Below are 20,402 nucleotides of genomic sequence, written 5' to 3'. Positions count from 1 at the left end.
TCTTAGTAGTTAATAACTGCTAGTGCTTATCGGGAGTATTAGGCATTGGTCAAAGGCTCAACTTCCGAGCTAAAAGGCTCAATCTTCGAGATAAAAGGCTCAACTTCCGAGCTAAAAGGCTCAACCTTCGAGCTAAAAGGCTCAACTTCCGAGCTAAAAGGCTCAACCTCCGAGATAAAAGGCTCAACTTCCGAGCTAAAAGGCTCAACCTCCGAGTTCAAAGGCTCATCTTTCCCTACTTCTTCTCCGTATTTTATTCAATTAGAAAGATTAGAATGCTTAAAAACTTATTTTCATTCAGCGATCGCTACCGCATCTTACATCAGACTTGGTTTGCTTTCTTTCTCACTTTTGTCTGTTGGTTTAATTTTGCTCCCTTTGCTACAACTATTGGCAAAGAGCTACATTTAGCACCAGAACAAATCAAAACTTTGGGCATCTGTAACCTCGCCCTCACAATCCCCGCACGAGTAATTATTGGGATGCTTCTGGATCGTTTTGGCCCCAGAATCACCTATTCAATCCTGCTGATGTTTGCGGCTGTTCCTTGTTTAGCGACGGCGCTAGCGCAAGATTTCAATCAATTAGTCATCAGTCGTTTGCTGATGGGAATTGTCGGATCTGGGTTTGTTGTCGGTATCCGCATGGTGGCGGAGTGGTTCCAACCGAAGGAGATGGGAATTGCCCAAGGCATTTATGGCGGTTGGGGTAACTTTGGGGCTTTTGGCGCGGAGTTTGCCTTGCCAATGATTGCAATTTCTACTAGCTTTTTGGCTGGTGGTGCTTCTAACTGGCGGTTAGCGATCGCACTTACAGGGATTATTGCAGCCATCTACGGCGTAATTTATTACAACACTGTCCAAGATACACCCGTAGGAAAAGTCTACAAGAAACCTCAGAAAAATGGTTCTCTAGAAGTGACCAATATTAAAAGCTTCTGGGCGATGATTGTCTCAAATTTTGGTTTGATTTTCGCTCTAGGTTTATTAGCTTGGCGTTTGGAACAAAAGAACATTCACTTCCTGACTCTGAACCAAATGTATCTTACTTGGTTGCTATTAGCAGGATTATTTGCTTACCAAAGTTACAAAGCTTGGCAGGTAAACCGAGAACTTTTAATTGGCAAAAAAACCTACGCTCCATCTGAACGTTATCAATTTGGTCAAGTAGCTTTACTCGAATTCACTTACATGACTAGCTTTGGCAGCGAACTAGCAGTTGTTTCTATGCTCCCAGCCTTTTTTGAGAAAACCTTTGGTTTAGAGCATGTTATAGCTGGGATGATTGCTGCTACCTATCCTTTCTTAAATTTGATTTCTCGTCCCAGTGGGGGCTTAATTTCTGATAAATTTGGCTCACGTAAGTGGACAATGACAATTATCAGTGCTGGTATTGGTGTTAGCTATTTGATGGCACATTTTATTAATAGTAACTGGCCGATTCCGCTAGCGATCGCAGTTACAATGTTTGCCGCCTACTTTGCCCAAGCTGGCTGCGGTGCAACCTACAGCATCGTACCCCTAATCAAGAAAGAAGCCACGGGACAAATTGCCGGTAATGTGGGAGCTTACGGTAATTTTGGCGGCGTGGTTTACCTGACAATTTTTAGCTTAACCGACGCATCTACACTATTTAACACAATGGGTTTAGCTGCTTTAGTCTGCGCTTTCATGTGTGCCTTCTTGCTCAAAGAACCAAAAAGTTCCTTTGCCGTTGCTTATGAAGGTGAATTACCAGAAACCGCAACTGAAAATCCTACCTTTTTCGCGGAAGAATAGACTTCTTGTATAAATCAAAAATAAGAATCCCACCCCGTCTTTGACTTACATCAAAGTCTCCTTTCACCGCTTGCCTACAGTGTTAATGCCAGACCTGCAATGCCAATGTATGAACCTACATTGTTAATGCCAAACCTGCAATGCCAATGTATAAACCTACATTGTTAATGCCAAACCTGCAATGCCAATGTATGAACCTGCATTGTTAATGCCAAACCTGCAATGCCAATGTCTCGACCTGTAAAAACTGACCCACCCTACGCAATAGTAAGTTGAGTTGAGCAAGAAACTCAATAATTATCGTTTAATTTTGGGATAAGAAAAGCGAAACCTAACTTATATATCTTTAACCCAAGCGCATTGATATCTTTATCCAGAATTGGCGTGCAACACACAAATTCCTCAAACTATCGCTACATCTGAGATTGCATAATCAAAATAACAAAATGGTACAACTGCCATGAGTGAATTTACCAAAACCCTTTGTCCTTACTGTGGTGTTGGTTGTGGTTTAGAAGTTTCACCCCCAGCACAACATGGCAAAGCAACTAATCGAGATAGCCAAGGAAATCTAATTTGGCGAGTCCGGGGCGATAAAGCCCATCCATCCAGTCAGGGTATGGTTTGCGTCAAAGGTGCGACAATCGCGGAATCTTTAGATAAAAATAGATTACATTACCCAATGGTGCGAGACTCTTTAGAGCAAGAGTTCCGCCGGGTTAGTTGGGATGAAGCTTTTAATATAATCACGCAGCGCATTCAAACCGTGCTATTCACTCAAGGGCCAGAAGCTATATGTATGTATGGTTCCGGTCAGTTTCAAACCGAAGACTACTACACAGCCCAGAAACTCATGAAAGGGTGTTTGGGTAGCAATAATTTTGATGCCAACTCTCGTTTATGTATGTCTAGTGCTGTAGCTGGCTACATTCAAAGCTTTGGCTCAGATGGGCCGCCCTGCTGTTACGAAGACTTGGAGTTAACTGACTGTGCGTTTTTAATTGGCACTAATACAGCTGAATGTCACCCCATCGTTTTTAACCGACTGGAGAAATATCACAAAAAGAATCGCAAAGTCAAAATGATTGTGATTGATCCCCGTCGCACACCAACCGCAGAAGCCGCTGATTTGCATTTAGCGATTCGTCCCGGTACAGATATCGACTTGTTAAACGGCATCGCCCACTTGTTGATGCGCTGGAACTACATTGATACCATGTTCATGGACGACTGCACCAGTAACTTTCCTGCATATGCTGAAGTGATTCGCCACTATCCCCCAGAAATAGTCGCTCGTCAATGTGGAATCAGCATTGAAGATTTAGAAACAGCAGCTCGCTACTGGGGTGAATCACAGCGAGTACTGTCTTTGTGGTCAATGGGTGTGAATCAATCCTCAGAAGGGACGGCTAAGGTCAGAACTATCATTAACCTGCACCTGATGACTGGACAGATTGGCAAACCTGGCGCAGGCCCTTTTTCCCTCACTGGTCAGCCAAACGCAATGGGAGGACGGGAAGCCGGAGGCTTGGCGAATTTATTACCGGGTTATCGGGCGGTAATAAATCCTCAGCACCGCACAGAAGTTGAGGAGTTTTGGGGACTCAAGCCAGGACAGATTTCGCCCAATCCCGGTTTGACTGCTTGGGACATGATTACTGAGTTAGAAAATGGCGCTGTAGAGTTACTGTGGATTGCAGCTACCAATCCAGCTGTGAGTATGCCAGATTTGGAGCGAACTAAGAAGGCATTGTTGCGATCGCCTTTTACTATTTACCAAGACGCTTATTATCCTACAGAAACCTCTACTTACGCTCACGTTTTGCTACCAGCAGCCCAGTGGGGTGAAAAAACTGGTGTGATGACAAACTCCGAACGAGTCGTAACTCTGTGTCAAGCATTCCGCCAACCGCCAGCAGAAGCTAAACCAGATTGGGAAATTTTTGCCGAAGTTGGACGTAGATTAGGTTTTGAAAGAGAATTTGCTTTTGCTAACTCTGCTGAAGTTTATGCTGAGTTTGTCAAACTAACTAAAACTCGCCCCTGCGATATGACGGGTATCAGTCATGAGCAATTACAAGCAGAAGGCCCGACTCAATGGCCTCACCCAGAAATGGGGAGTGGGGAATGGGTAGTAGGGAGTGGTGAATCCCCTACTCCCCACTCCCTACTCCCTACTCCCTCCAAACGCCTCTACACCAATCTCCGCTTCCACACCCCTGATGGACGCGCTCGATTTGGGGCATATTACTCAAAGGGATTAGCAGAACCACCAGACCCAGATTATCCTTTTGTGCTAACTAATGGACGCCTTTACGGACACTGGCATACGCAGACACGCACCGGCCGAATTGAAAAAATTTGTAAAATGCATCCCGAACCGTTTATTGAAATTCATCCCCGTGATGCTGCTCGGTTAGGCATTGTAGATAATATATGTGTAGAAGTGCGATCACGTCGTGGTAAAGCTAAGTTTCCGGCAAAGGTGACAAAAGCGATCGCACCTGGTACAGTTTTTGTCCCCATGCATTGGGGTTCGCTGTGGGCAGATAATGCCGAAGCTAATGCCCTGACTCATCCAGAATCTTGCCCCGATTCGCTGCAACCAGAATTAAAAGCTTGTGCTGTGCAGTTGATACCAATTTCGGTGGAAGTTCCCATCAAAGATTATCAACTCCAGTCTTCACAATCGTAAGCTGCAAAGTGTAGCTCGAAAGTGGTAATTTATAACCAGCAATAGGTAATTTTGTCAATAATCAATAGTTAATAGTTATTATCATTTTTTATAACTCTCTAGTTTTGACTGTTACCAATTACTATATCTAAAGAGGCAAAATTATAGCAACAAGAGGTTTTACTAGAGTTAGTTTTAGCTATGGATAAAGAATAAAAAGCATAGAAACTTGTAAGACATTGTCAAACATCTTTTTTTAATAAATTCTGGCGGTTTCAGTCCATAAAGCTAGAGCGTCAGCAAGGTTTTTGCTAGGATCAAAGAGTTGAAAAATTAATTACAAATTACGAATTATTTTTAATCCTCTAGATTTATCTATGGGATTTTATTTTATTAAAAAATTGGGTATAGCAGATGAAAAAGCTACTGAAAAAAATTTTAGGGGCTACTACAGATGAAAACTTCATGCACATCATTGAAAACATAGAAGTGATAGTTTCTAAAGTTCTATCTATTTTTATGGTGATCGTAATTTTGGTAGCGATCGCGGATTTAGGAGTATTTATTTTTAAAGAGTTATTTACAGCGCCTTATGCAAAATTTTACACAACGTTGTATAAAATTTTTGGGCTATTTTTGAATATTTTAATCGCTTTAGAAATTTTAGAAAATATTACAGCATATTTACGAAGGCACGTTTTTCAAGTTGAATTAGTCATTGTTACTTCTTTAATTGCTGTTGCGAGAAAAATTATTATTCTTGATTTAGAAAAAGTTGGAGGGATTGATATAATTGGTTTGGGAATTGCTATTCTTGCCTTATCAATTAGTTATTTGATAATTCGTCTCAGTAATAACAAAAGTGCAAGTTAATTGAAGGAAGCAGGAGTCAGTGTTTCAATTATGATCGCCAACCAGGCAGAAGGCAGAAGGTAACAGTATAATGAACTAATTTTTAATACTTTATTATGAGAGATTTCTTTCAATTTGAAGCCGACTTTGTTGATTCTCTGCGTTGCATCCCCATGCAGGTGCGTTGCAAATTAGATACCTGTGGCATCAAGCTAAAATTGTCTGATTGGAATCAAATGACTACAGCAGAGCGTCAAGCTTTAGTCGAATTACCTTGCACTACAGAAACGGAAATTCAGTTTTACCACAAGCATATCCAGCAATTAATTGTACAACGCACGGGTCTAGCAGCTACAAAATTACCCATCGAGCCTCATCCTGCATGGCTAGACTCTGCCACTGTACCAGCTAGCATCCAGGAAAAAGCTCAAGAAATAGGTGTAACCTTGAAACAGCAACATTGGGCAGCTTTAACGCCCTTACAGCGTTTTGCCTTGATTAAACTCAGCCGCTCAGGACATGAAAATAAAAACTTTCCCAGAGCAATGGCAGAATTTCATCTGCTTTAATTAGTCAATAGTCATTAACACAACAAATCTGTAAGATGGATTACACTTTGTTAACTTGCCGCCCTTAAATGATACATTACGGCATAGTTAGTGCTGTAATGTATCAGTAATTCGTACATAGGCTAACGCCTAACGTAGCTGACTCTAAATTAATATTTACTTTATAAACAACTATTAACTATTGACTAATAGGTGAGGGTAACAAAAATATGGCTGCAAAAAAACTTTTGATGCTTATTGGGGACTATGTAGAAGACTATGAAGTAATGGTTCCTTTCCAGGCGTTGCAAATGGTGGGACACACTGTCCATGCAGTTTGCCCCGACAAAAAAGCTGGCGACAAGGTGCGCACAGCAGTTCACGACTTTGAAGGAGACCAGACTTACAGCGAAAAACCCGGTCACAATTTCACTTTAAATGCTACGTTTGCAGAAGTAGAAGCCGCGATCTATGATGCTTTAGTCATTCCCGGAGGACGAGCACCAGAATATATCCGTCTGAATCAGCAGGTGCTAGAAATCACCCGTCACTTTGCCCAAACGAATAAACCTATTGCTGCCATCTGCCACGGCTTGCAGTTGTTGGCAGCGGCTGATGTACTTCAAGGCAAAAAATGTACTGGTTACCCTGCTTGTAGCCCAGATGTCAAGAGTGCTGGAGGGATTTATGTCGATATCCCTGTTAATCAGGCAATAGTTGATGGTAACTTGGTGACAGCACCAGCTTGGCCTGCTCACCCCCGTTGGCTGGCAGAGTTCCTCACAGTACTTGGAACTAAGATTGAACACCCAGAACTGGCTACAGTTGTTTGAGGCAAGATACGGAAAATCTTTTGGTTCAATCTTCGGGGCAGTTTCTTTCACTACTCCCTACTCCCTGCCCCGAAGGAGCTTAGTCAATTATCAGTGGCAAAAACAACAGACAACAGACAACTGAAAATCATATAGTTTTTTGATGAAACTATATGCAATAAAAACTACTATTTTTTGATAAATTGTCGTGGGTTTAATTTGCAGCTAGGATGTCAAAAGTACACCACCGATACAATCTGATTTATCCGCCTAACAAGCCAGGTTCAGGACAAACTCTCCGCACATAGAATACTTATTTACATTAGGTGAAACCATTTGAAGTTTTGCATCTGAAATTTTAAATTTCTTAGCAGGAAGTGAAGCTATAGTGGATTTAGCAATGCTGCTGTTAATGTGGCTAAGGTTAGTCCTGCTGCCAAATTATGTGAAGAATTAGTTTAGAAACGCACTTCTTATCGATGACAGGCAAAAACGCAAGACATAATGCATTTCTGCGGCTAGTGTCTGGTAATGGGGCAGCTTTTGGAGCAGAATCTCGCTACTCGCTGCCCCCCAGTAAAGAGATGGTAATTGGACGCGACCCCAGCTGCCAAGTTGTCTTGGATGCCATGAGCTACCGAATGGTATCTCGTCGTCATGCGGTGGTTCGTCCCCTTTCTCTATCTCCAGATAGCAAATTCAGCTGGGTGCTTTGTGATTTGAATAGTGCTAATGGCACTTATTTGAATGGACAACGCTTGTATGAATGTCAGGAATTGCACCCAGGCGATCGCATTTCTCTAGGTGCTGATGGCCCACAATACGTTTTTGAGTACGAGTTGACCTCACTCACCCCGGCCACGACAGTTAACCAAGTTACACCATTACCTTCGGCGACAAACTACCACAACCACACGCAATTAAAGCAACCAGATTCTGTTAGCTTCACCCAGCTTTTTCCGATTATTTCCACTGGTAAAGATTTAACTCGTAAAGCTTACCTCGTACCGGGAATACTGACTGTAATCTTTGTTGTGTTAATGTTTGCTACAGTCGGTCAGCCCCGAGCTAATCAAGTTATCGTCGCAACTTACATCGCCTTCGCTGCCTACTATTTCGTTTACCAACTTTGCGGTAAACAGAAGCCTTGGTGGGTGCTAATGGCTGCAACATTGGGCACGATGCTGATTTTGCTCAGTCCGCTGTTGAATTTATTTATCTTCGTGTTTCGCGGCATTCTACCTGGAAACTTGCCCTCATCCCAAGAATCGATCACCTTCACAGAGTTGCTGGTGCGGATGTTTTTTGGCGCTGGCTTGATGGAGGAATTACTCAAGGCATTGCCTGTACTAGGGGCCTTTGCCATCGGTAGAATATTGTCTTCACCTTGGCGGGAACGTATCGGGGTCTGGGAACCTCTAGATGGTATTCTCCTGGGAACAGCTTCTGCTGTGGGCTTCACTCTCTTGGAAACTCTCGGACAATATGTGCCAGATATTACTCAAAATGTCACGCAACAGGTGGGTACAGGTGCTGCTGGTCAACTGGCGGGTTTACAACTGCTAATTCCGCGAATTTTAGGCTCTGTAGCCGGACACATGGCTTATAGTGGCTACCTGGGTTATTTCATCGGGTTGGCTGTTCTCAAACCCCGTAGAAGTTGGCAAATTCTCTCTATTGGTTATCTTAGTGCCGCTGCGCTCCATGCTTTGTGGAATGCTACAGGATCAATCAATGCCTTACTGTTGGTCGTTGTTGGGGTGTTATCTTACGCCTTTTTGATGGCGGCAATTCTCAAGGCACGGGCACTGTCACCGACGCGATCGCAAAATTTTGCTACCCGATTTCTTGGCCCAAAATAAGAGATGCGGCAGGGGGAGTAGAGAGCAGTGATCGCGGCCGCTACCCTGCGGGTTCTTTGTACCCTTTCTCTTAAAGCTTGCTACGCGTAGCGTCTGGTAGAGAAGAAGTACCGCCATAGACCTTTGCGGCTTGCCGCAGGCATCTAAACTTCAGTAGCAATAGGGAAGTAGGGAAAGAAGAGATAAAAGAACTTTTGACTCTTAACTTTTGAATATTTATATCTTGGGATAGATGGCCTCATCTGAGAATTAGCTTATCGTATTGTTACTTTAGGCACATTTTACTAAAAGACTGAGAATTAGTAAATGCTTAAAATCGCAGCACAAACGTTATCAGCAGATAAATCTGCCTACCCTGCCCCGCAAATTTCTATAAAAAAGAGAGATAGTAGACTCAAGTTATGGTTCAGACTGAGAGTTTTTGAGTTGATTGAAAGCATAGGAAGCGATCGCTAAAGTAACCTTTGCTTTGTCTACTTCTGATAAAGCTGTCCATTCGCTATTGTTAAGATTACTGAGCGCAGATGCCGTGTTTTGTGATTCGCTACTTCGCATGGCGTAAGCAAAAGGGCGAGCCAAAACTAAAAGATCGTCTGTTCCCCAAGTTGGTAGTACTGTCTGAACGCACTCAACCAGTTGCTCACCCATTAATTGGTGAGAAGCAAATATCTCAGCAGCTTTGGTGGCGATGGCGTTGAGCAACACTTGGGGGACATAGGCAAAAAAAGTAGTACGTAATGTTTCTTGAAGATTAAGCACTACTGCCTCTTGGGGATTGAGATTATAGTTTGACCCAAGGGAGATATTAGACCAGAGTGTGTCTAAATGACTGTAAAAATCTTGCGATCGCGTCGTCAGTTCTTCTTCGAGCAAATCTTGCATTCCGAACTGTTGCTCTAGTTCCTGAAAATAAGCTTCTGATTGATCATCAGCTGGATTCCAGGGATAGGTAGCATCGTCTGGTTGCAGTAACGCTTCTAAAAACTCTAACTCTACTTGAGATGGCAAAGAGGAGAAAGTGTCTGAGCCGTTAATTTTGTCAGCCATTTTTTATTGCCTCATGATTCTTTGGTGGTATTGACAGCTACAATTCCTCAGAAGAGATTTCCGCAAAAATCGTTGATTTTTTATCTAGTAAAAACAGATTTTAAAGACTGATACTAAAGACTCAAATCCATTTCTGCAATAGCTCTGCTAAGAGCCTTCAATAATAAACTCCCAGGTTTCACCTTTAGCACTTCCAAACTTTAACTGCATTCCCGATTTCAAAGGGACTTCCTCTCGGAGGATTTGTTGCCAGCCATTAGGGCCTAAAAACCAGGTTGTCCCGTAGGTGGAAAAATCTTGCAAGTAATAAGTTCGCACCAGTGTAGCATCAGTAAGAGTATTGCGGCAGAAGATTTCGGCGTGGCGTTTGGATACAGATGGTTCAGGGATAACAATATCATTGTCCCTCGTCGTGCGGCCGATGCGAGTGACGACTCCATAACGCAACAACCAGGTTTTACCTTTTGGGGTGAGCGATCGCAAAGAAGCAGTCGGAAGTGAGGAACCGACATCAGGAATAGCTGTGTCTGGTAGTTCTGTAATCCCTTCATCCAGGTTCTTAATAAGTTCGCCATCAAAATCTGGATGCAGGTAGAGAACAGGCAAAGTCCAAGCAGGTTGATTAAATTTATACACTGTTAACAACTCTTGCCTAGCCTGGGCTACGGCTTCATCAATTGGCTTGTGCAATCGCAAAGCTTCGGTAAAGGCTTGAATAAAACTGTGGCTTTCGTGGTCAGCGATTTCATCGCGCATCCCCAAAACCGCAGGCACACCATTACGAATCAGTACTTCTGCTAAACTACTGGTAGGTATAGCTTGATGATTGATCGCAGCTGGTTGTGCGCCCCAACAGGCGTTGAAAACCGCTAGTTTCACACCTGTACGGGTCAATACTTGCGCCAATTCTATTCCATTCAGGGGCATGTCTGGTCGCAAAAACAGTAAACCTCCGTCTGGGTCTGGCAAACCATGTCCAGCGTAAAAGAAAACATTGTATGCTTTGGTTTCTAATTCATCAATTAACTCCTGTGGAGTTGGTTGTAGGAGTTGATTTACTATACAAGGTGCATATCTTTGGGAATTACCACCTACAGGCGTATCAGCAAGAGTTTGCTGTAAGATAGCAGCTTCTTGTTCTAGTTGCAGCTTTTCATCATGACCTAAAACCAGCAGGATACTTAAAGCCTGGTCAGTTCGCAAATACGGTAAGGCATCAACTTCACTGCTGGTGCGACTAAATAGCAAATCTGGGGAGAGAGACATAGCCGATTGACCAGGCTCACGCTGCATAATTTCCCAAGGGAGAGCGATCAGATCTGGGTCGCGAATTTCCAGTCGAAAGCGCAAACGTGTATGCTCACCCATAGCAATACCGCGACTGCGTTCTAAACTACCGAGAATTTGTCCGTCAAATACCCAGCGCCATAAATTCATTCCCAAGTATTGCATCAGACGACTGCTGTGAGGGCCAGTGGTTTGACCTGAAGGGGGTGAAATCCAATCTAGGGGGAATGGGTTGGCCTTTTGAGATGTTGAGTTTGAAGAAATATCTAGGTGACTATGACCAGCAAACATCTGCTGCCATTCTTGCCAGACTTGGGTGAGTTCAACAGGGCACACACAGTCACGTAAAACATAGCCACTGGGATAGGGAGCCTTGACCACCCAAATGGCGAAGTTGTCAGTGCCAGTGTTTAACAGACGGGCGATCGCCAAATTCAGGGATGGCATGGATTCATTAAATTAAAAGCTAAAACAAATAATTTCAAATAACAATTCTTCAAGGTGAAAATTTTCTACTTTTTGACCTTGTAAATTTTTTACTCTGGTTGTTACCTGTTATTATTCCAGGTTTTTACAAGTTTATCGAGTATTTGACTAAGTTGGACTAGTGCCAGGTGGTTGAATAACTGGCGGTTGCCTGACAGTTCTACATGGATTGGGTGCGTCTGATTGTAAAACATATACGCCAAAACGGTTCAGTTGGGACAAGTCCAGCAATACTGGTTTCTCTGTTGCTGGCAAAGGTTTTGAATTTGGTAAAACTGAGGAAGTTACTGCTGGGTTATTAGTATTAGCTGGAATTTGTGTGCTTTTATTGGCACAGACTCGCATATACACCGAAAAATCACCAGAAGCAGGTTTGGGATTTGATCTTTTCTCAATAACTTCTAAATAAGTCCCACGGGGAAGCGATTGGTTGTTTCCCAAGGAGATTTCATTGTTGGTTTTTATTACCCAACCAGGAGAAAGGTTAGCAAGCGATCGTGGTGTGGGTGTCGCTTGGATGGTAGGGTTTGGAGTTGGTGTCGGATTAGAAAAAATTGGAAATGGCCATGATTGCGATCGCAGTTGCTTCACGAACAATCCCAAAGAACCTGCTGCTACCACAAATATTAACGGAACTATCCACTGTAACGGTAAACTGGGAGTTTTGACCGGCTCTTTGTCGGTAATGACCTGAGTTTTGTGGTTTGGGCTACCTAAAAGTGTCGCATCTGCTGCTCTAGACGCGAAGTCAACAGTTTTTGCTGAATAACTGTTTGAAATGACGGCTTTGATCGTGATCTCTGGTTCCCAGTATTGGACTTGATAGTGGACTAAAGCAACGGTGACATTATCGTGTCCGTTCTTAGCATTAGCGATTTCGACTAATCTATCCGCAACATTTGCTATATTTGCTTCTCCAACTAGAATCGGCAAGATTTCTGTTTCCCAGTGCTCCTCCACCCGATCAAAATCACTCAAACCATCGGATGTGAGCAGAAAAACAGCATCTTCATCGAGCATAAACCGTCCCGATGTGGGATGCAATAAAGTGCTGGGCCCCATGCCCAAAGCTTGGACCAGAGAGCCAGCAGCACTCTGTTGTACAGCCTCGCGGTAAATGGCATAGCCTAGCCGCACCTCGCGGGAGGCGACATCATCGTCGAGGGTAACTTGATAACAGCCGTGGCGTGTAATCCAGTAAGCACGACTATCGCCAACGTGGGTAATGTACATTTCGTGTGCAACAGACAATGCCATTACTAAAGTCGTGCCCATGCGTTGACGCCCTTGGCGATTTTCACCGTCATTGCGCTGACTAATTTTGTCATTGGCAATTGCCACTGCCTTTTCTAGGTCATTCAGCAGCAGTGAGGGGTCTATGTGGTCGTAGGGAACTTTTGTTAGTTGCTGTACCTGCTGCTGGATCGTTTCAATGGCTAAATTTGAGGCGACATTACCGCCCTCGTGTCCACCGATGCCATCACAGACAATTGCTAAGGCTGTTGGCTGGGGTGGTTTGCTCACCAGAGTTCCACTGGGAGGGCTACAGGCATCTTCGTTACGTTGGCGACTTGGCCCAGTGTCGGTTTTGGTGATAATTTTGATCGTGGGTGTTTGCGATCGCCCTAATTGTGCCAGTCCCCCATCTAAAACTCCAATTAATTGATCGGTTGAATTAATCTCTCCCTGAATTAAGGAAAGGCTAACTTGCTCAACAAATTTAGCTATAGCTGGTTTGGCATCATTGACCAACTGCTGCCAAAATTTACCTAATTGGGGCAATTCTGGTGATGTTGCGGCGTCGAAACGCAAGTCCAACAAACGTACTAATGATCCTTCTATCCGTAATACATAGGAGTCAAGCAAGCTTGAGGCGACACCTTCACTGACAAGAGGTTGCCACAGATGAGCTATTTGCCATAACCAATTGAGTTGGCGCATCGATGTTGCATCACGCCAAGCGGTGGTTAACTCGCTGCCCAAATGCACTTGTTGGATTGTGTCATCTACTAATAGTGGCGGTTTTTCTAAGAGTAATATTTCTCGATGGGAGGAACCCTCAGCTAGAAAAAGCACTCCATATACCTGCGGTACATGTAAGCGGTAGGGAATGAGTCTCAGGTAAGCTTTTAGAGGCTGGAAATTATCTAACTCAGGCGTTAGCGCTAATAAACCAGGCTTCGTATCTAAAAGAACAAATTTATCAAGGACTAAATAGCGATCGGCTAATATTTGTCCAGGGCTACCCACACTCGGGCCATCTACCACAGCCCAGAGGTAATTTTTGGGTAGGGGCGTGGAACATCGCTGGCAAAACTTGTGGGTCAGGGGGTTGGCAGCCTGACAATTTTCATTTGGACAGTAGAGCGTTGCCGCGTCATTTTCCATAGTTTTCGCACCGATCAGCGATTGGCAATTTCTTTAATAGCATTAGTAGGGACAATCTAGACCGCTCATCTTTCTTAAACTTGACATATCCAGACTTTAGATGATGATTTTAGCTGGCGGATATCAGCAGGTGCTAATACTTACTTATCCAAAGAATACGCTCCTAAGTCAACCCTACAGCCTCATCATAGCTTCTATTGTCCTGTGACTCTCCATCGCCAAAGCAACTAACTCCAACCCTGTTACCAAAGCATAACCCAAGCATAACTGCGCTATTTGCTTTTGTTTAATTACCCGATCATCAACAAGCAGATAATGTTGGTATTTATTTAGTTTATAAGTAGGATAGCAACAATTAACTTTAATTAAGAATTAAGATCAGAGCGGGTAAGGTTTGAGGATCGCCCCTCGCCTCTCCCCTAAGAACCGTGCATGATTAGTTTCCAATCACACGGCTTAAACCTTGCTTCAAGGCAGTTATACTGGGATTTGGAATGTACCTGCTTGTGACACGCTTTGTGTAAGTGCATAATGGTTCTGTTTGTCGTCAGAGCCACCTTTAGCCACAGGTAATTAGGTAGATGTAATTAAATGTCAGATAAAACTTCTGTTCGTAGTGAGCGATTTATCGCTCTATATAAGGTTCTCAAGGGCTAGAGCCGCTTACTCCGAGCTTTGATTTAACGTATCTCGCGGCACTTTCCGCTCGATACAATGCCTAAAGCAGGCATCGCAAATTCTTTATCTTTAACTGCAACCTTCTGATCTAATCTAGATTTCCCTACCGCCTGGGTAAAAGATTCACCTATTCCATCCTTTGGTACTTCCTTAGATGTAGCAGGAGTGCTAATCAAAAGAACAACCGCACCTGTCAGCAGCAGGCTTTGAAACAATATTAGTGGTTGGTTAAGCCAATCATTAGAGGACTAAACCTAAATTAACGAAGTAAATATATTTTTCTAACTCGACTGAGAATTATTGGTTTTGTTGACTACTAGGCTTGAGACTTTGAGATTAATAACTCTCGTAAATTAAAATTTTTTCTTGCTAAATAAAAATAATTAGTCTATCAGGGTTGCATCTAACTGTTGAAAATAAAAATCAATCAATATTCTCATAGGGCATTCCCAGCCAGAGGCTGGGAACGAGGTATTCGGTACTAATGAAAATAGCTGTAAGTTGACACAGAAGGGTTCAGCCAGCCCGCTATCAACTCTTTAGCTTATTGATTTGTCGTCAATTGCAACTTGGGGGACTCCCATACTGTAATTGGTAACACGGGCAGAGAGATTGTAGCTGATTTCGCCCAGTTGCAGGAGCGATCGCAGATAATGCTCTAAGTCTGACCCAACACGACGTAAGTTATAGTCTGTAAGGTCTGCGCCACTAGATGCTTCTACTAGTTCATCAAATTTTCGGTAAACCTTTTGCAGCGCATCTTCATTCCAGTTAAATTCGTTGTCTGGGTCAACATCTAACGTTAAGACCTGTTCACTGGGAACCAGGTCGCCATCCCGGTCAATTTCGCCTGCAAAAATGCGGACATGCCGGGTTGTGGACTTGAGCAGCATCGGGTTATCCATAAAAGGGTGTAAGATTTGGGTGGATTACACTGAAATTATTGTAAACGTTATATCTGAGCTTGAATGCTCTCAATTTACAAGCTTTGAACGCAGTTTCAAAAGGGTATATTGAATCGGCATAAGTAAAAATATCAGTAGGACTGATTAACTTACTACTTCTGTTAGGAGTTGAAGACGGATCTAGTTGCTAGTACTGACAGTAGTTAAATTATTTTTCTGTAAAAATTACTGGGTAGAGTGTTTTTATTTGGGGCATATAAATAAGTCTAAGCGGTGTGTTTCTTTTACCTACTGCTAAGATTTTTGTACTCAATCAAGCCCAAAAGACGGTAGGGTAAGGCACTCGGCAGGAATAATTTGATCTGTGTACATTTTTTTATGGAGAACAAAAGTTTTTTCCTTAATAACTATACTCAGAAATTTATTCTGAATTTGCTGCTGAAAAAAACGTACATCTAGTAATTTTACGGAATAGCGCTACATCGACCTCTGGCTTTAATAAACTCAAAAAAATTACGGGGTTTTACTTACGTATAAACACTAAAATCAAAGTAACAAGTGAAACTGTAATTGCCGTTAACATAAAGTTGATGTAAAAAGCTTTAAAAAGGTCGAACAACTTCTTACAGAAACTTTATTGTGTAGAATCTTAAAAACTGAATAATAGTTATGGCTTACCATAAGCTATATCTGGCACAGTCACATCAAAATCTAGACAGTGAAAATCTAGCTTTAAAATAAAGCACAGGAGAGTGAAATGGAATACAAAGGTGATTGATGAAGAAAAATTCTCAAGTCAAGCACTTTGGATTCAAAAAAGATATAAAGAATTTTGCTGGACTTCTACCTCCTTACCCTCATGACCACCAAGTAAAGGAATCTCAATAGCTATGAACTCCAAAGCATTACCACGCCAGATAAATAATCTCGAAGTAGGTGTTTATGAGTGCGAAATACATCTCAAATTCCGGTTGATTGAGGAAAAGAGTCTATTGGGCGATCGCGAGCAGCTCTTACAGGTGCTACTTGATGCCTTGACCGAGGGTTCTGACGACTTTCTAGAGACGCTGCAAGCGTCCGTCAAAGCCCAGGAAGTGTCCGAGTTCAAAGCCTCACCTCAAATGCGACGCCAGCTAATGCGCTTGCGTAATGCTGCTGAAAATCCACAAACTTAAAGGTGTAATTTGAATAGTGGCAAAACGTGAATTGGGCATCAAATCAAATGTTGATCCCATACCCCCGTTGCAATAAAAACTAAGCAGCAAGTAGAATTCATAAAATATTGTGATTTCTACTTTGTGAAAGTCTTATTTAGCAGCACAAAGTCCCAGGAATAGTTTCCGCTATTAAAAACTTTGTAGCAAAGGGTACTGGTAGAATCTGAGAGCAAATTCAGCCGGGTGCATTTTACCGAGTTTTTATCAGAACATTGCAGGAATAACAAAACCCTGTGTCTTTACAGATGGGGAATTGGACAACAGGTGCAAATCAAATGAAAACCTAAAAGACCAAAGTAAAAATAAATAACCTTTCTTTTAGCTTTTTGCTTTAGCTAAGTGCCTGATTTGCTGAAATACTTATGTTTTATCTATTACTGGTAATAGGTCATGGTTTAGCAGCCAGTTACCTATTACCAATTACCCAGGAGCAGGGGGAGCGGGGGAGCAGGGAGAGATGGAGAATAACCAATGCCCAATACTTCTCTACGAGAGGCTGCGCCCTAAGCGTAGCTATGCCGCAGGCTTTACGACTACGCTCAGTACAAGTGCCCAAGGCCCAATGACGGCAGTTGCTCCACTTGGGGAAACCCCAGACGCTCTCTACGAGACGCTGCGCGAACGCGGACTCGCTAACGCTCCGCTATCGCCCTACAGCCCTACGGGCATTTTACGGCGGGCGTCTCCCCTTCTCCCAAAGGGAGAGGCTAGCGCCAAGGCAGAAGACCGCACTGCTTCCCCAATGCCCATTCCTATTTAGCAAGACCGTGTTCTAGAGCAAAACGAACTAACTCTGTACGGCTATTGGTGCCAGTTTTACTAAACAAACGGCTGACATACTTTTCTACATTGCGGACGCTGGTTTCCAAGCGTCGGGCGATTTCTTTGTTCATCAACCCTTCAGCGACCAAGTTTAAAACACTTTGTTCTCTGGGAGTCAAATCAATTTTGAAAGGGGCTGGCGATTGGGAAATGGCATTTCTTTGAGTTAACAATGCCTTAATTTGGGCAATTTGATTGGCTAGTTCAGCAATATCAGGGGTTTCAACCTCATCTCCCGTACTTGCGGCCTTAGCGGCGCGACGGGCTAGCAAATTTTCGACTATAGCCACTAACTCGTCTGGATCGAAGGGTTTGGGTAGATAGGCATCAACACCAGCATGATAGCCTTGGATGCGATCGCCTGTCATACCTTTAGCAGTTAAAAATACTACTGGGACCGCTTGGAAGCGGGGGTCTTCCCGTAGTTGCTTAAGGAACTGATAGCCATCCACCTGAGGCATCATGACATCGGAAATCACTAAATCAGGCGTATTTAGCTGCATCCATTCCCAACCTTCAAGGGCGTTACTGGCGACTTGAACGCTGAAACCGCTCTCTTGCAAATAGTCTTTCACGGCTTCCCGTATGCCTGGTTCATCATCCACCAGTAACAATTGTGCTGACATTTAAAATTTCCTTAAGTTTACCTTTTTCCAATTTAGCGAAAGTTGACAGTCATTGAACAACCTGAATTCACCTCTACCGCCCCCAAAGCTTTTAAAGTTGACATCTCTGCCTCGGTCAAGCTTTAACCTGAAACATACCCACACTCCAGTATGTACATCCCACAGTTTCACAGTTTGATCAAAACTGGGACTGACTAATCTTTGTCCCTCTGGGCTAAAGGCGATCGCTTTTATCCAGTGCTGATCACCCTTGGGCAGGTTTTTCCCGACTGGTGAGCAGAACACAGCTTTGATGCCCAGTTTCTCCTAATCGCCACAAAAGTTCACCGTAGGATTCATAGCCCTCCTGATAACAGCCTGTTTGCCTACCATGTTGCAACAGCGTTTGACACTCCCCAGCCCTCAAGGGACGGGGATTCTTGAAGAGTCCATAAACGAACTTTCAATGGCGCGGACAAAGACACCCTACTGATTCCGTCGAGAGCTAGTCCCAACTTTACCGCTACTTTCTTAATAATATTGGCACTACCGTTGCAATCTGCGTTGATTTTATGTCCAAATGCTGTCCGGTACAACCCACGATTAATCCGTTTCCCTGATGGTTGCCACCCTTCGGGTTTTGCGCCGACAGTAGGTAGCAGATCGTTATCAAGAAAAGATGATTTAGAGGTGTATGATTCTTCAGTCTCTACGAATTGAATCCCATAGTATTGACACAATCCGGCAATCCTATCCTTAAGTCGTGCCGTCGGAATTTGCACAAACTTTTGATTTGTTTTACTCCCTAAGTTAATGTTTTGGCGTTGTCCTTTATCGAATTAGTTTTGCAATCCCAAATTGAGGATCTACCTCTACCAAGATATGAACATGGTCGGGCATTATCTCCATCTCAATAATTTCACTTTTAAACTCGGTAGCTACTTCCTGCAAAATAGCTTTGAGACGAACGTCTACACCCTGAATTAAAACTTTCCTTCGGTACTTAGGACACCAGACAACATGGTATTTACAGGAATAGGTAATATTGCTGTTTGACTTGTATTTTTGACTCATTATTGAGCTATATAACTATTTTAAAGATTAAGACAAGTGGTATACCTTTTCAATGCGGCTGAAGCCGCCCCCGACTTATCCCCATGTCTAAAGCCAGGGGCTTGCGTCTCGCCTTCTGGTCAAAATTATCTAGAATCAGCAAGCAGCGAGATTTCCGAAGGGACTCAATTAAACAGGTGATTTGCTCGTGAGGGTCAGCAGGCAATGTGATAAGTTGATCACAAAGAATTTTGATGCAGTCCGTCAGCTTGTCATGGAAAAAAGGTGCGTGCCGCAGCGATCGCCAAATGACATACTCAAATTCTCCCTGTAACTATTCTGCCAGTTTCACCGAAAGTGCGGTTTTGCCCATACCACCCATACCTAGCAGTACCACCAGACGAGTGCGATAGTTAGTCGGCGAGGTGGGTTACAAGATATAGGTGAATGAAGATAACTTTTATTGATGCTGGAGTACTAGTTACAGCAGCGCGTGGTGCGGGGGATATATCCGAAAAAGCCCTTGAAATACTAGCAGACTCTGAACGAGATTTTGCCTCAAGTGTATTTATCAAGTTAGAGGTACTTCCCAAAGCTCTTTACAATCGCAAAACCGACAAAGCCGATGTTCAGAGTCACAAGTATTAGAGTAATTTCTATTTTTGACTAATAGTCGCGGTGATTATGGCAAATAGGTCCCAAGCTGATTGCCAAAAATCAAGATAGCGATCGCCTTTGGTGCAGCAATCGCACTACTATGATCATTTTAACACTTGTAATCAGACTAGATGTTTCAGTTACCTAAGCATGTAACCGAAACATTTTTCATGCGATCGCATGATTCTGTGGATGCTTCGCACTCCTCTGTCGCATAACCCGCAACTTGGGTTATTATGATCGCCAATGTCAGAAAGTGTAACCTCAGTGACAGATAATCACCAGACTGGTAATACCCCCTGTTAATTCGCCAACAACATCATTATTTATTTAGTTGCTCTGAGTCAACTGAAGTAGTATTTCTTGTACTACGTGTCTCGAAATACATTTTTTTATTTTCCATAAATAAATTTAGGCGATGCACGCTCGCTAGCCGAAGTGGGCTTGTACCTTTTTCTTTCTAGTCATTAGTGTCAATCAACTTAAGCCAAAACCCCTTTAAAACCTCGTTTCCAGCTAGAGGCGGGAAATACTATTGGGCTGCTGCCGCGAATTTGGAAGGCAGAGCCTCACAGAGGACATTCCCAGTCGGAGGCTCTTAACGAGGGTGTTCTAACTAAATTTGTCATTAGACTGAATTTGTTTTGGTAAAAAATCCGCCTCCAGGTGCTAGCAAAAAGTCTGGTAGACCAACCATTATGCTATCTGGCGTGTTTGTAAACATTGTGCAA

19 protein-coding genes and 1 pseudogene are annotated in these 20,402 nt (G+C 43.2%); 10 read left to right on the top strand and 10 right to left on the bottom strand.

Going from position 1 to position 20,402, the window contains the following annotated elements; translation table 11 throughout:
• Window positions 1-38: 38 nt before the first annotated feature.
• The gene (locus V7K85_RS00320) at window positions 39-221 is read right to left on the bottom strand and encodes a hypothetical protein (protein WP_334810672.1); all 183 of its coding nucleotides are present in this window, start codon (window positions 219-221) and stop codon (window positions 39-41) included.
• A 54-nt stretch (window positions 222-275) separates the two neighbouring features.
• Between V7K85_RS00320 and V7K85_RS00315 the strand changes: the two genes are divergently transcribed.
• From V7K85_RS00315 to V7K85_RS00290, 6 genes are all read left to right on the top strand, one after another.
• Window positions 276-1,778 carry a NarK family nitrate/nitrite MFS transporter gene (locus V7K85_RS00315; RefSeq protein ID WP_334810671.1) on the top strand — a complete coding sequence of 501 codons (1,503 nt, stop codon included), beginning with the start codon at window positions 276-278 and terminating at the stop codon, window positions 1,776-1,778.
• 460 nt (window positions 1,779-2,238) lie between these two features.
• Window positions 2,239-4,473, top strand: a complete 2,235-nt coding sequence (locus V7K85_RS00310; protein ID WP_334810670.1) for a molybdopterin oxidoreductase family protein — start codon at window positions 2,239-2,241, stop codon at window positions 4,471-4,473.
• Between the two features lie 393 nt (window positions 4,474-4,866).
• Window positions 4,867-5,325, top strand: coding sequence for a phosphate-starvation-inducible PsiE family protein (locus V7K85_RS00305; protein ID WP_334810669.1), 459 nt, complete (start codon window positions 4,867-4,869; stop codon window positions 5,323-5,325).
• Window positions 5,326-5,420: 95 nt separating this feature from the next.
• On the top strand, window positions 5,421-5,873 hold the full coding sequence (locus tag V7K85_RS00300) for a nitrate reductase associated protein (RefSeq protein WP_334810668.1): 453 nt from the start codon (window positions 5,421-5,423) through the stop codon (window positions 5,871-5,873).
• Window positions 5,874-6,082: 209 nt separating this feature from the next.
• Window positions 6,083-6,685 carry a DJ-1/PfpI family protein gene (locus tag V7K85_RS00295; RefSeq protein ID WP_334810667.1) on the top strand — a complete coding sequence of 201 codons (603 nt, stop codon included), beginning with the start codon at window positions 6,083-6,085 and terminating at the stop codon, window positions 6,683-6,685.
• Between the two features lie 458 nt (window positions 6,686-7,143).
• The gene (locus V7K85_RS00290) at window positions 7,144-8,526 is read left to right on the top strand and encodes a PrsW family glutamic-type intramembrane protease (protein WP_334810666.1); all 1,383 of its coding nucleotides are present in this window, start codon (window positions 7,144-7,146) and stop codon (window positions 8,524-8,526) included.
• Window positions 8,527-8,925: 399 nt separating this feature from the next.
• On the opposite strand, the gene V7K85_RS00285 is transcribed toward V7K85_RS00290, so the two are convergent.
• From V7K85_RS00285 to V7K85_RS00265, 5 genes are all read right to left on the bottom strand, one after another.
• The gene (locus tag V7K85_RS00285) at window positions 8,926-9,573 is read right to left on the bottom strand and encodes a hypothetical protein (protein WP_334810665.1); all 648 of its coding nucleotides are present in this window, start codon (window positions 9,571-9,573) and stop codon (window positions 8,926-8,928) included.
• A 147-nt stretch (window positions 9,574-9,720) separates the two neighbouring features.
• On the bottom strand, window positions 9,721-11,307 hold the full coding sequence (locus tag V7K85_RS00280) for a CHAT domain-containing protein (protein WP_334810664.1): 1,587 nt from the start codon (window positions 11,305-11,307) through the stop codon (window positions 9,721-9,723).
• Between the two features lie 147 nt (window positions 11,308-11,454).
• Window positions 11,455-13,734, bottom strand: coding sequence for a protein phosphatase 2C domain-containing protein (locus tag V7K85_RS00275; RefSeq protein ID WP_334810663.1), 2,280 nt, complete (start codon window positions 13,732-13,734; stop codon window positions 11,455-11,457).
• 680 nt (window positions 13,735-14,414) lie between these two features.
• Window positions 14,415-14,627 carry a hypothetical protein gene (locus V7K85_RS00270; protein ID WP_334810662.1) on the bottom strand — a complete coding sequence of 71 codons (213 nt, stop codon included), beginning with the start codon at window positions 14,625-14,627 and terminating at the stop codon, window positions 14,415-14,417.
• A 324-nt stretch (window positions 14,628-14,951) separates the two neighbouring features.
• Complete coding sequence (locus V7K85_RS00265) at window positions 14,952-15,317, bottom strand: NAD(P)H-quinone oxidoreductase subunit M (RefSeq protein ID WP_334810661.1); 366 nt, start codon at window positions 15,315-15,317, stop codon at window positions 14,952-14,954.
• An 890-nt stretch (window positions 15,318-16,207) separates the two neighbouring features.
• Here V7K85_RS00265 and V7K85_RS00260 point away from each other — a divergent pair.
• Both V7K85_RS00260 and V7K85_RS00255 read left to right on the top strand, forming a co-directional pair.
• The gene (locus V7K85_RS00260; protein WP_138498346.1) at window positions 16,208-16,492 is read left to right on the top strand and encodes an Npun_R1517 family heterocyst differentiation transcriptional regulator; all 285 of its coding nucleotides are present in this window, start codon (window positions 16,208-16,210) and stop codon (window positions 16,490-16,492) included.
• 499 nt (window positions 16,493-16,991) lie between these two features.
• Window positions 16,992-17,294 carry a hypothetical protein gene (locus V7K85_RS00255; RefSeq protein ID WP_334810660.1) on the top strand — a complete coding sequence of 101 codons (303 nt, stop codon included), beginning with the start codon at window positions 16,992-16,994 and terminating at the stop codon, window positions 17,292-17,294.
• On the opposite strand, the gene V7K85_RS00250 is transcribed toward V7K85_RS00255, so the two are convergent.
• From V7K85_RS00250 to tnpA, 4 genes and pseudogenes are all read right to left on the bottom strand, one after another.
• Complete coding sequence (locus V7K85_RS00250) at window positions 17,287-17,982, bottom strand: response regulator transcription factor (protein ID WP_334810659.1); 696 nt, start codon at window positions 17,980-17,982, stop codon at window positions 17,287-17,289. The two genes, V7K85_RS00255 and V7K85_RS00250, sit on opposite strands and share 8 nt — an antisense overlap.
• A complete protein-coding gene (locus tag V7K85_RS00245; RefSeq protein ID WP_334810658.1) occupies window positions 17,983-18,267 on the bottom strand; it encodes a WD40 repeat domain-containing protein in 285 nt (94 codons plus the stop codon). It abuts the gene before it with no gap.
• An 80-nt stretch (window positions 18,268-18,347) separates the two neighbouring features.
• Window positions 18,348-18,743, bottom strand: coding sequence for a zinc ribbon domain-containing protein (locus V7K85_RS00240; protein ID WP_334810657.1), 396 nt, complete (start codon window positions 18,741-18,743; stop codon window positions 18,348-18,350).
• Window positions 18,744-18,795: 52 nt separating this feature from the next.
• Window positions 18,796-19,035: pseudogene (tnpA, locus tag V7K85_RS00235) on the bottom strand (IS200/IS605 family transposase); the annotation flags it as partial.
• 233 nt (window positions 19,036-19,268) lie between these two features.
• Here tnpA and V7K85_RS00230 point away from each other — a divergent pair.
• Window positions 19,269-19,427, top strand: coding sequence for a hypothetical protein (locus V7K85_RS00230; protein ID WP_334810656.1), 159 nt, complete (start codon window positions 19,269-19,271; stop codon window positions 19,425-19,427).
• 34 nt (window positions 19,428-19,461) lie between these two features.
• Window positions 19,462-19,662, top strand: coding sequence for a hypothetical protein (locus V7K85_RS00225; protein ID WP_334810655.1), 201 nt, complete (start codon window positions 19,462-19,464; stop codon window positions 19,660-19,662).
• The last annotated feature ends 740 nt before the right edge of the window (window positions 19,663-20,402 follow it).

Origin of the sequence: Nostoc sp. (assembly GCF_036917615.1) — a bacterium.
Taxonomy (GTDB): Bacteria; Cyanobacteriota; Cyanobacteriia; order Cyanobacteriales; family Nostocaceae; genus Nostoc.
The sequence above is the reverse complement of the archived record's forward strand: the minus strand, read 5'-3'. Positions and strand labels throughout refer to the sequence as shown.

Bases quoted from the DNA above. Each gene is read 5' to 3' on its own strand.
- V7K85_RS00260 (WP_138498346.1), top strand. From the start codon at position 16,208: ATGAACTCCAAAGCATTACCACGCCAGATAAATAATCTCGAAGTAGGT.
- V7K85_RS00230 (WP_334810656.1), top strand. From the start codon at position 19,269: ATGCAGTCCGTCAGCTTGTCATGGAAAAAAGGTGCGTGCCGCAGCGAT.
- V7K85_RS00315 (WP_334810671.1), top strand. From the start codon at position 276: ATGCTTAAAAACTTATTTTCATTCAGCGATCGCTACCGCATCTTACAT.
- V7K85_RS00285 (WP_334810665.1), bottom strand. From the start codon at position 9,573: ATGGCTGACAAAATTAACGGCTCAGACACTTTCTCCTCTTTGCCATCT.
- V7K85_RS00290 (WP_334810666.1), top strand. From the start codon at position 7,144: ATGACAGGCAAAAACGCAAGACATAATGCATTTCTGCGGCTAGTGTCT.
- V7K85_RS00305 (WP_334810669.1), top strand. From the start codon at position 4,867: ATGAAAAAGCTACTGAAAAAAATTTTAGGGGCTACTACAGATGAAAAC.
- V7K85_RS00300 (WP_334810668.1), top strand. From the start codon at position 5,421: ATGAGAGATTTCTTTCAATTTGAAGCCGACTTTGTTGATTCTCTGCGT.
- V7K85_RS00275 (WP_334810663.1), bottom strand. From the start codon at position 13,734: ATGGAAAATGACGCGGCAACGCTCTACTGTCCAAATGAAAATTGTCAG.
- V7K85_RS00280 (WP_334810664.1), bottom strand. From the start codon at position 11,307: ATGCCATCCCTGAATTTGGCGATCGCCCGTCTGTTAAACACTGGCACT.
- V7K85_RS00255 (WP_334810660.1), top strand. From the start codon at position 16,992: ATGGAGAATAACCAATGCCCAATACTTCTCTACGAGAGGCTGCGCCCT.
- V7K85_RS00265 (WP_334810661.1), bottom strand. From the start codon at position 15,317: ATGGATAACCCGATGCTGCTCAAGTCCACAACCCGGCATGTCCGCATT.
- V7K85_RS00295 (WP_334810667.1), top strand. From the start codon at position 6,083: ATGGCTGCAAAAAAACTTTTGATGCTTATTGGGGACTATGTAGAAGAC.
- V7K85_RS00225 (WP_334810655.1), top strand. From the start codon at position 19,462: ATGAAGATAACTTTTATTGATGCTGGAGTACTAGTTACAGCAGCGCGT.
- V7K85_RS00310 (WP_334810670.1), top strand. From the start codon at position 2,239: ATGAGTGAATTTACCAAAACCCTTTGTCCTTACTGTGGTGTTGGTTGT.
- V7K85_RS00250 (WP_334810659.1), bottom strand. From the start codon at position 17,982: ATGTCAGCACAATTGTTACTGGTGGATGATGAACCAGGCATACGGGAA.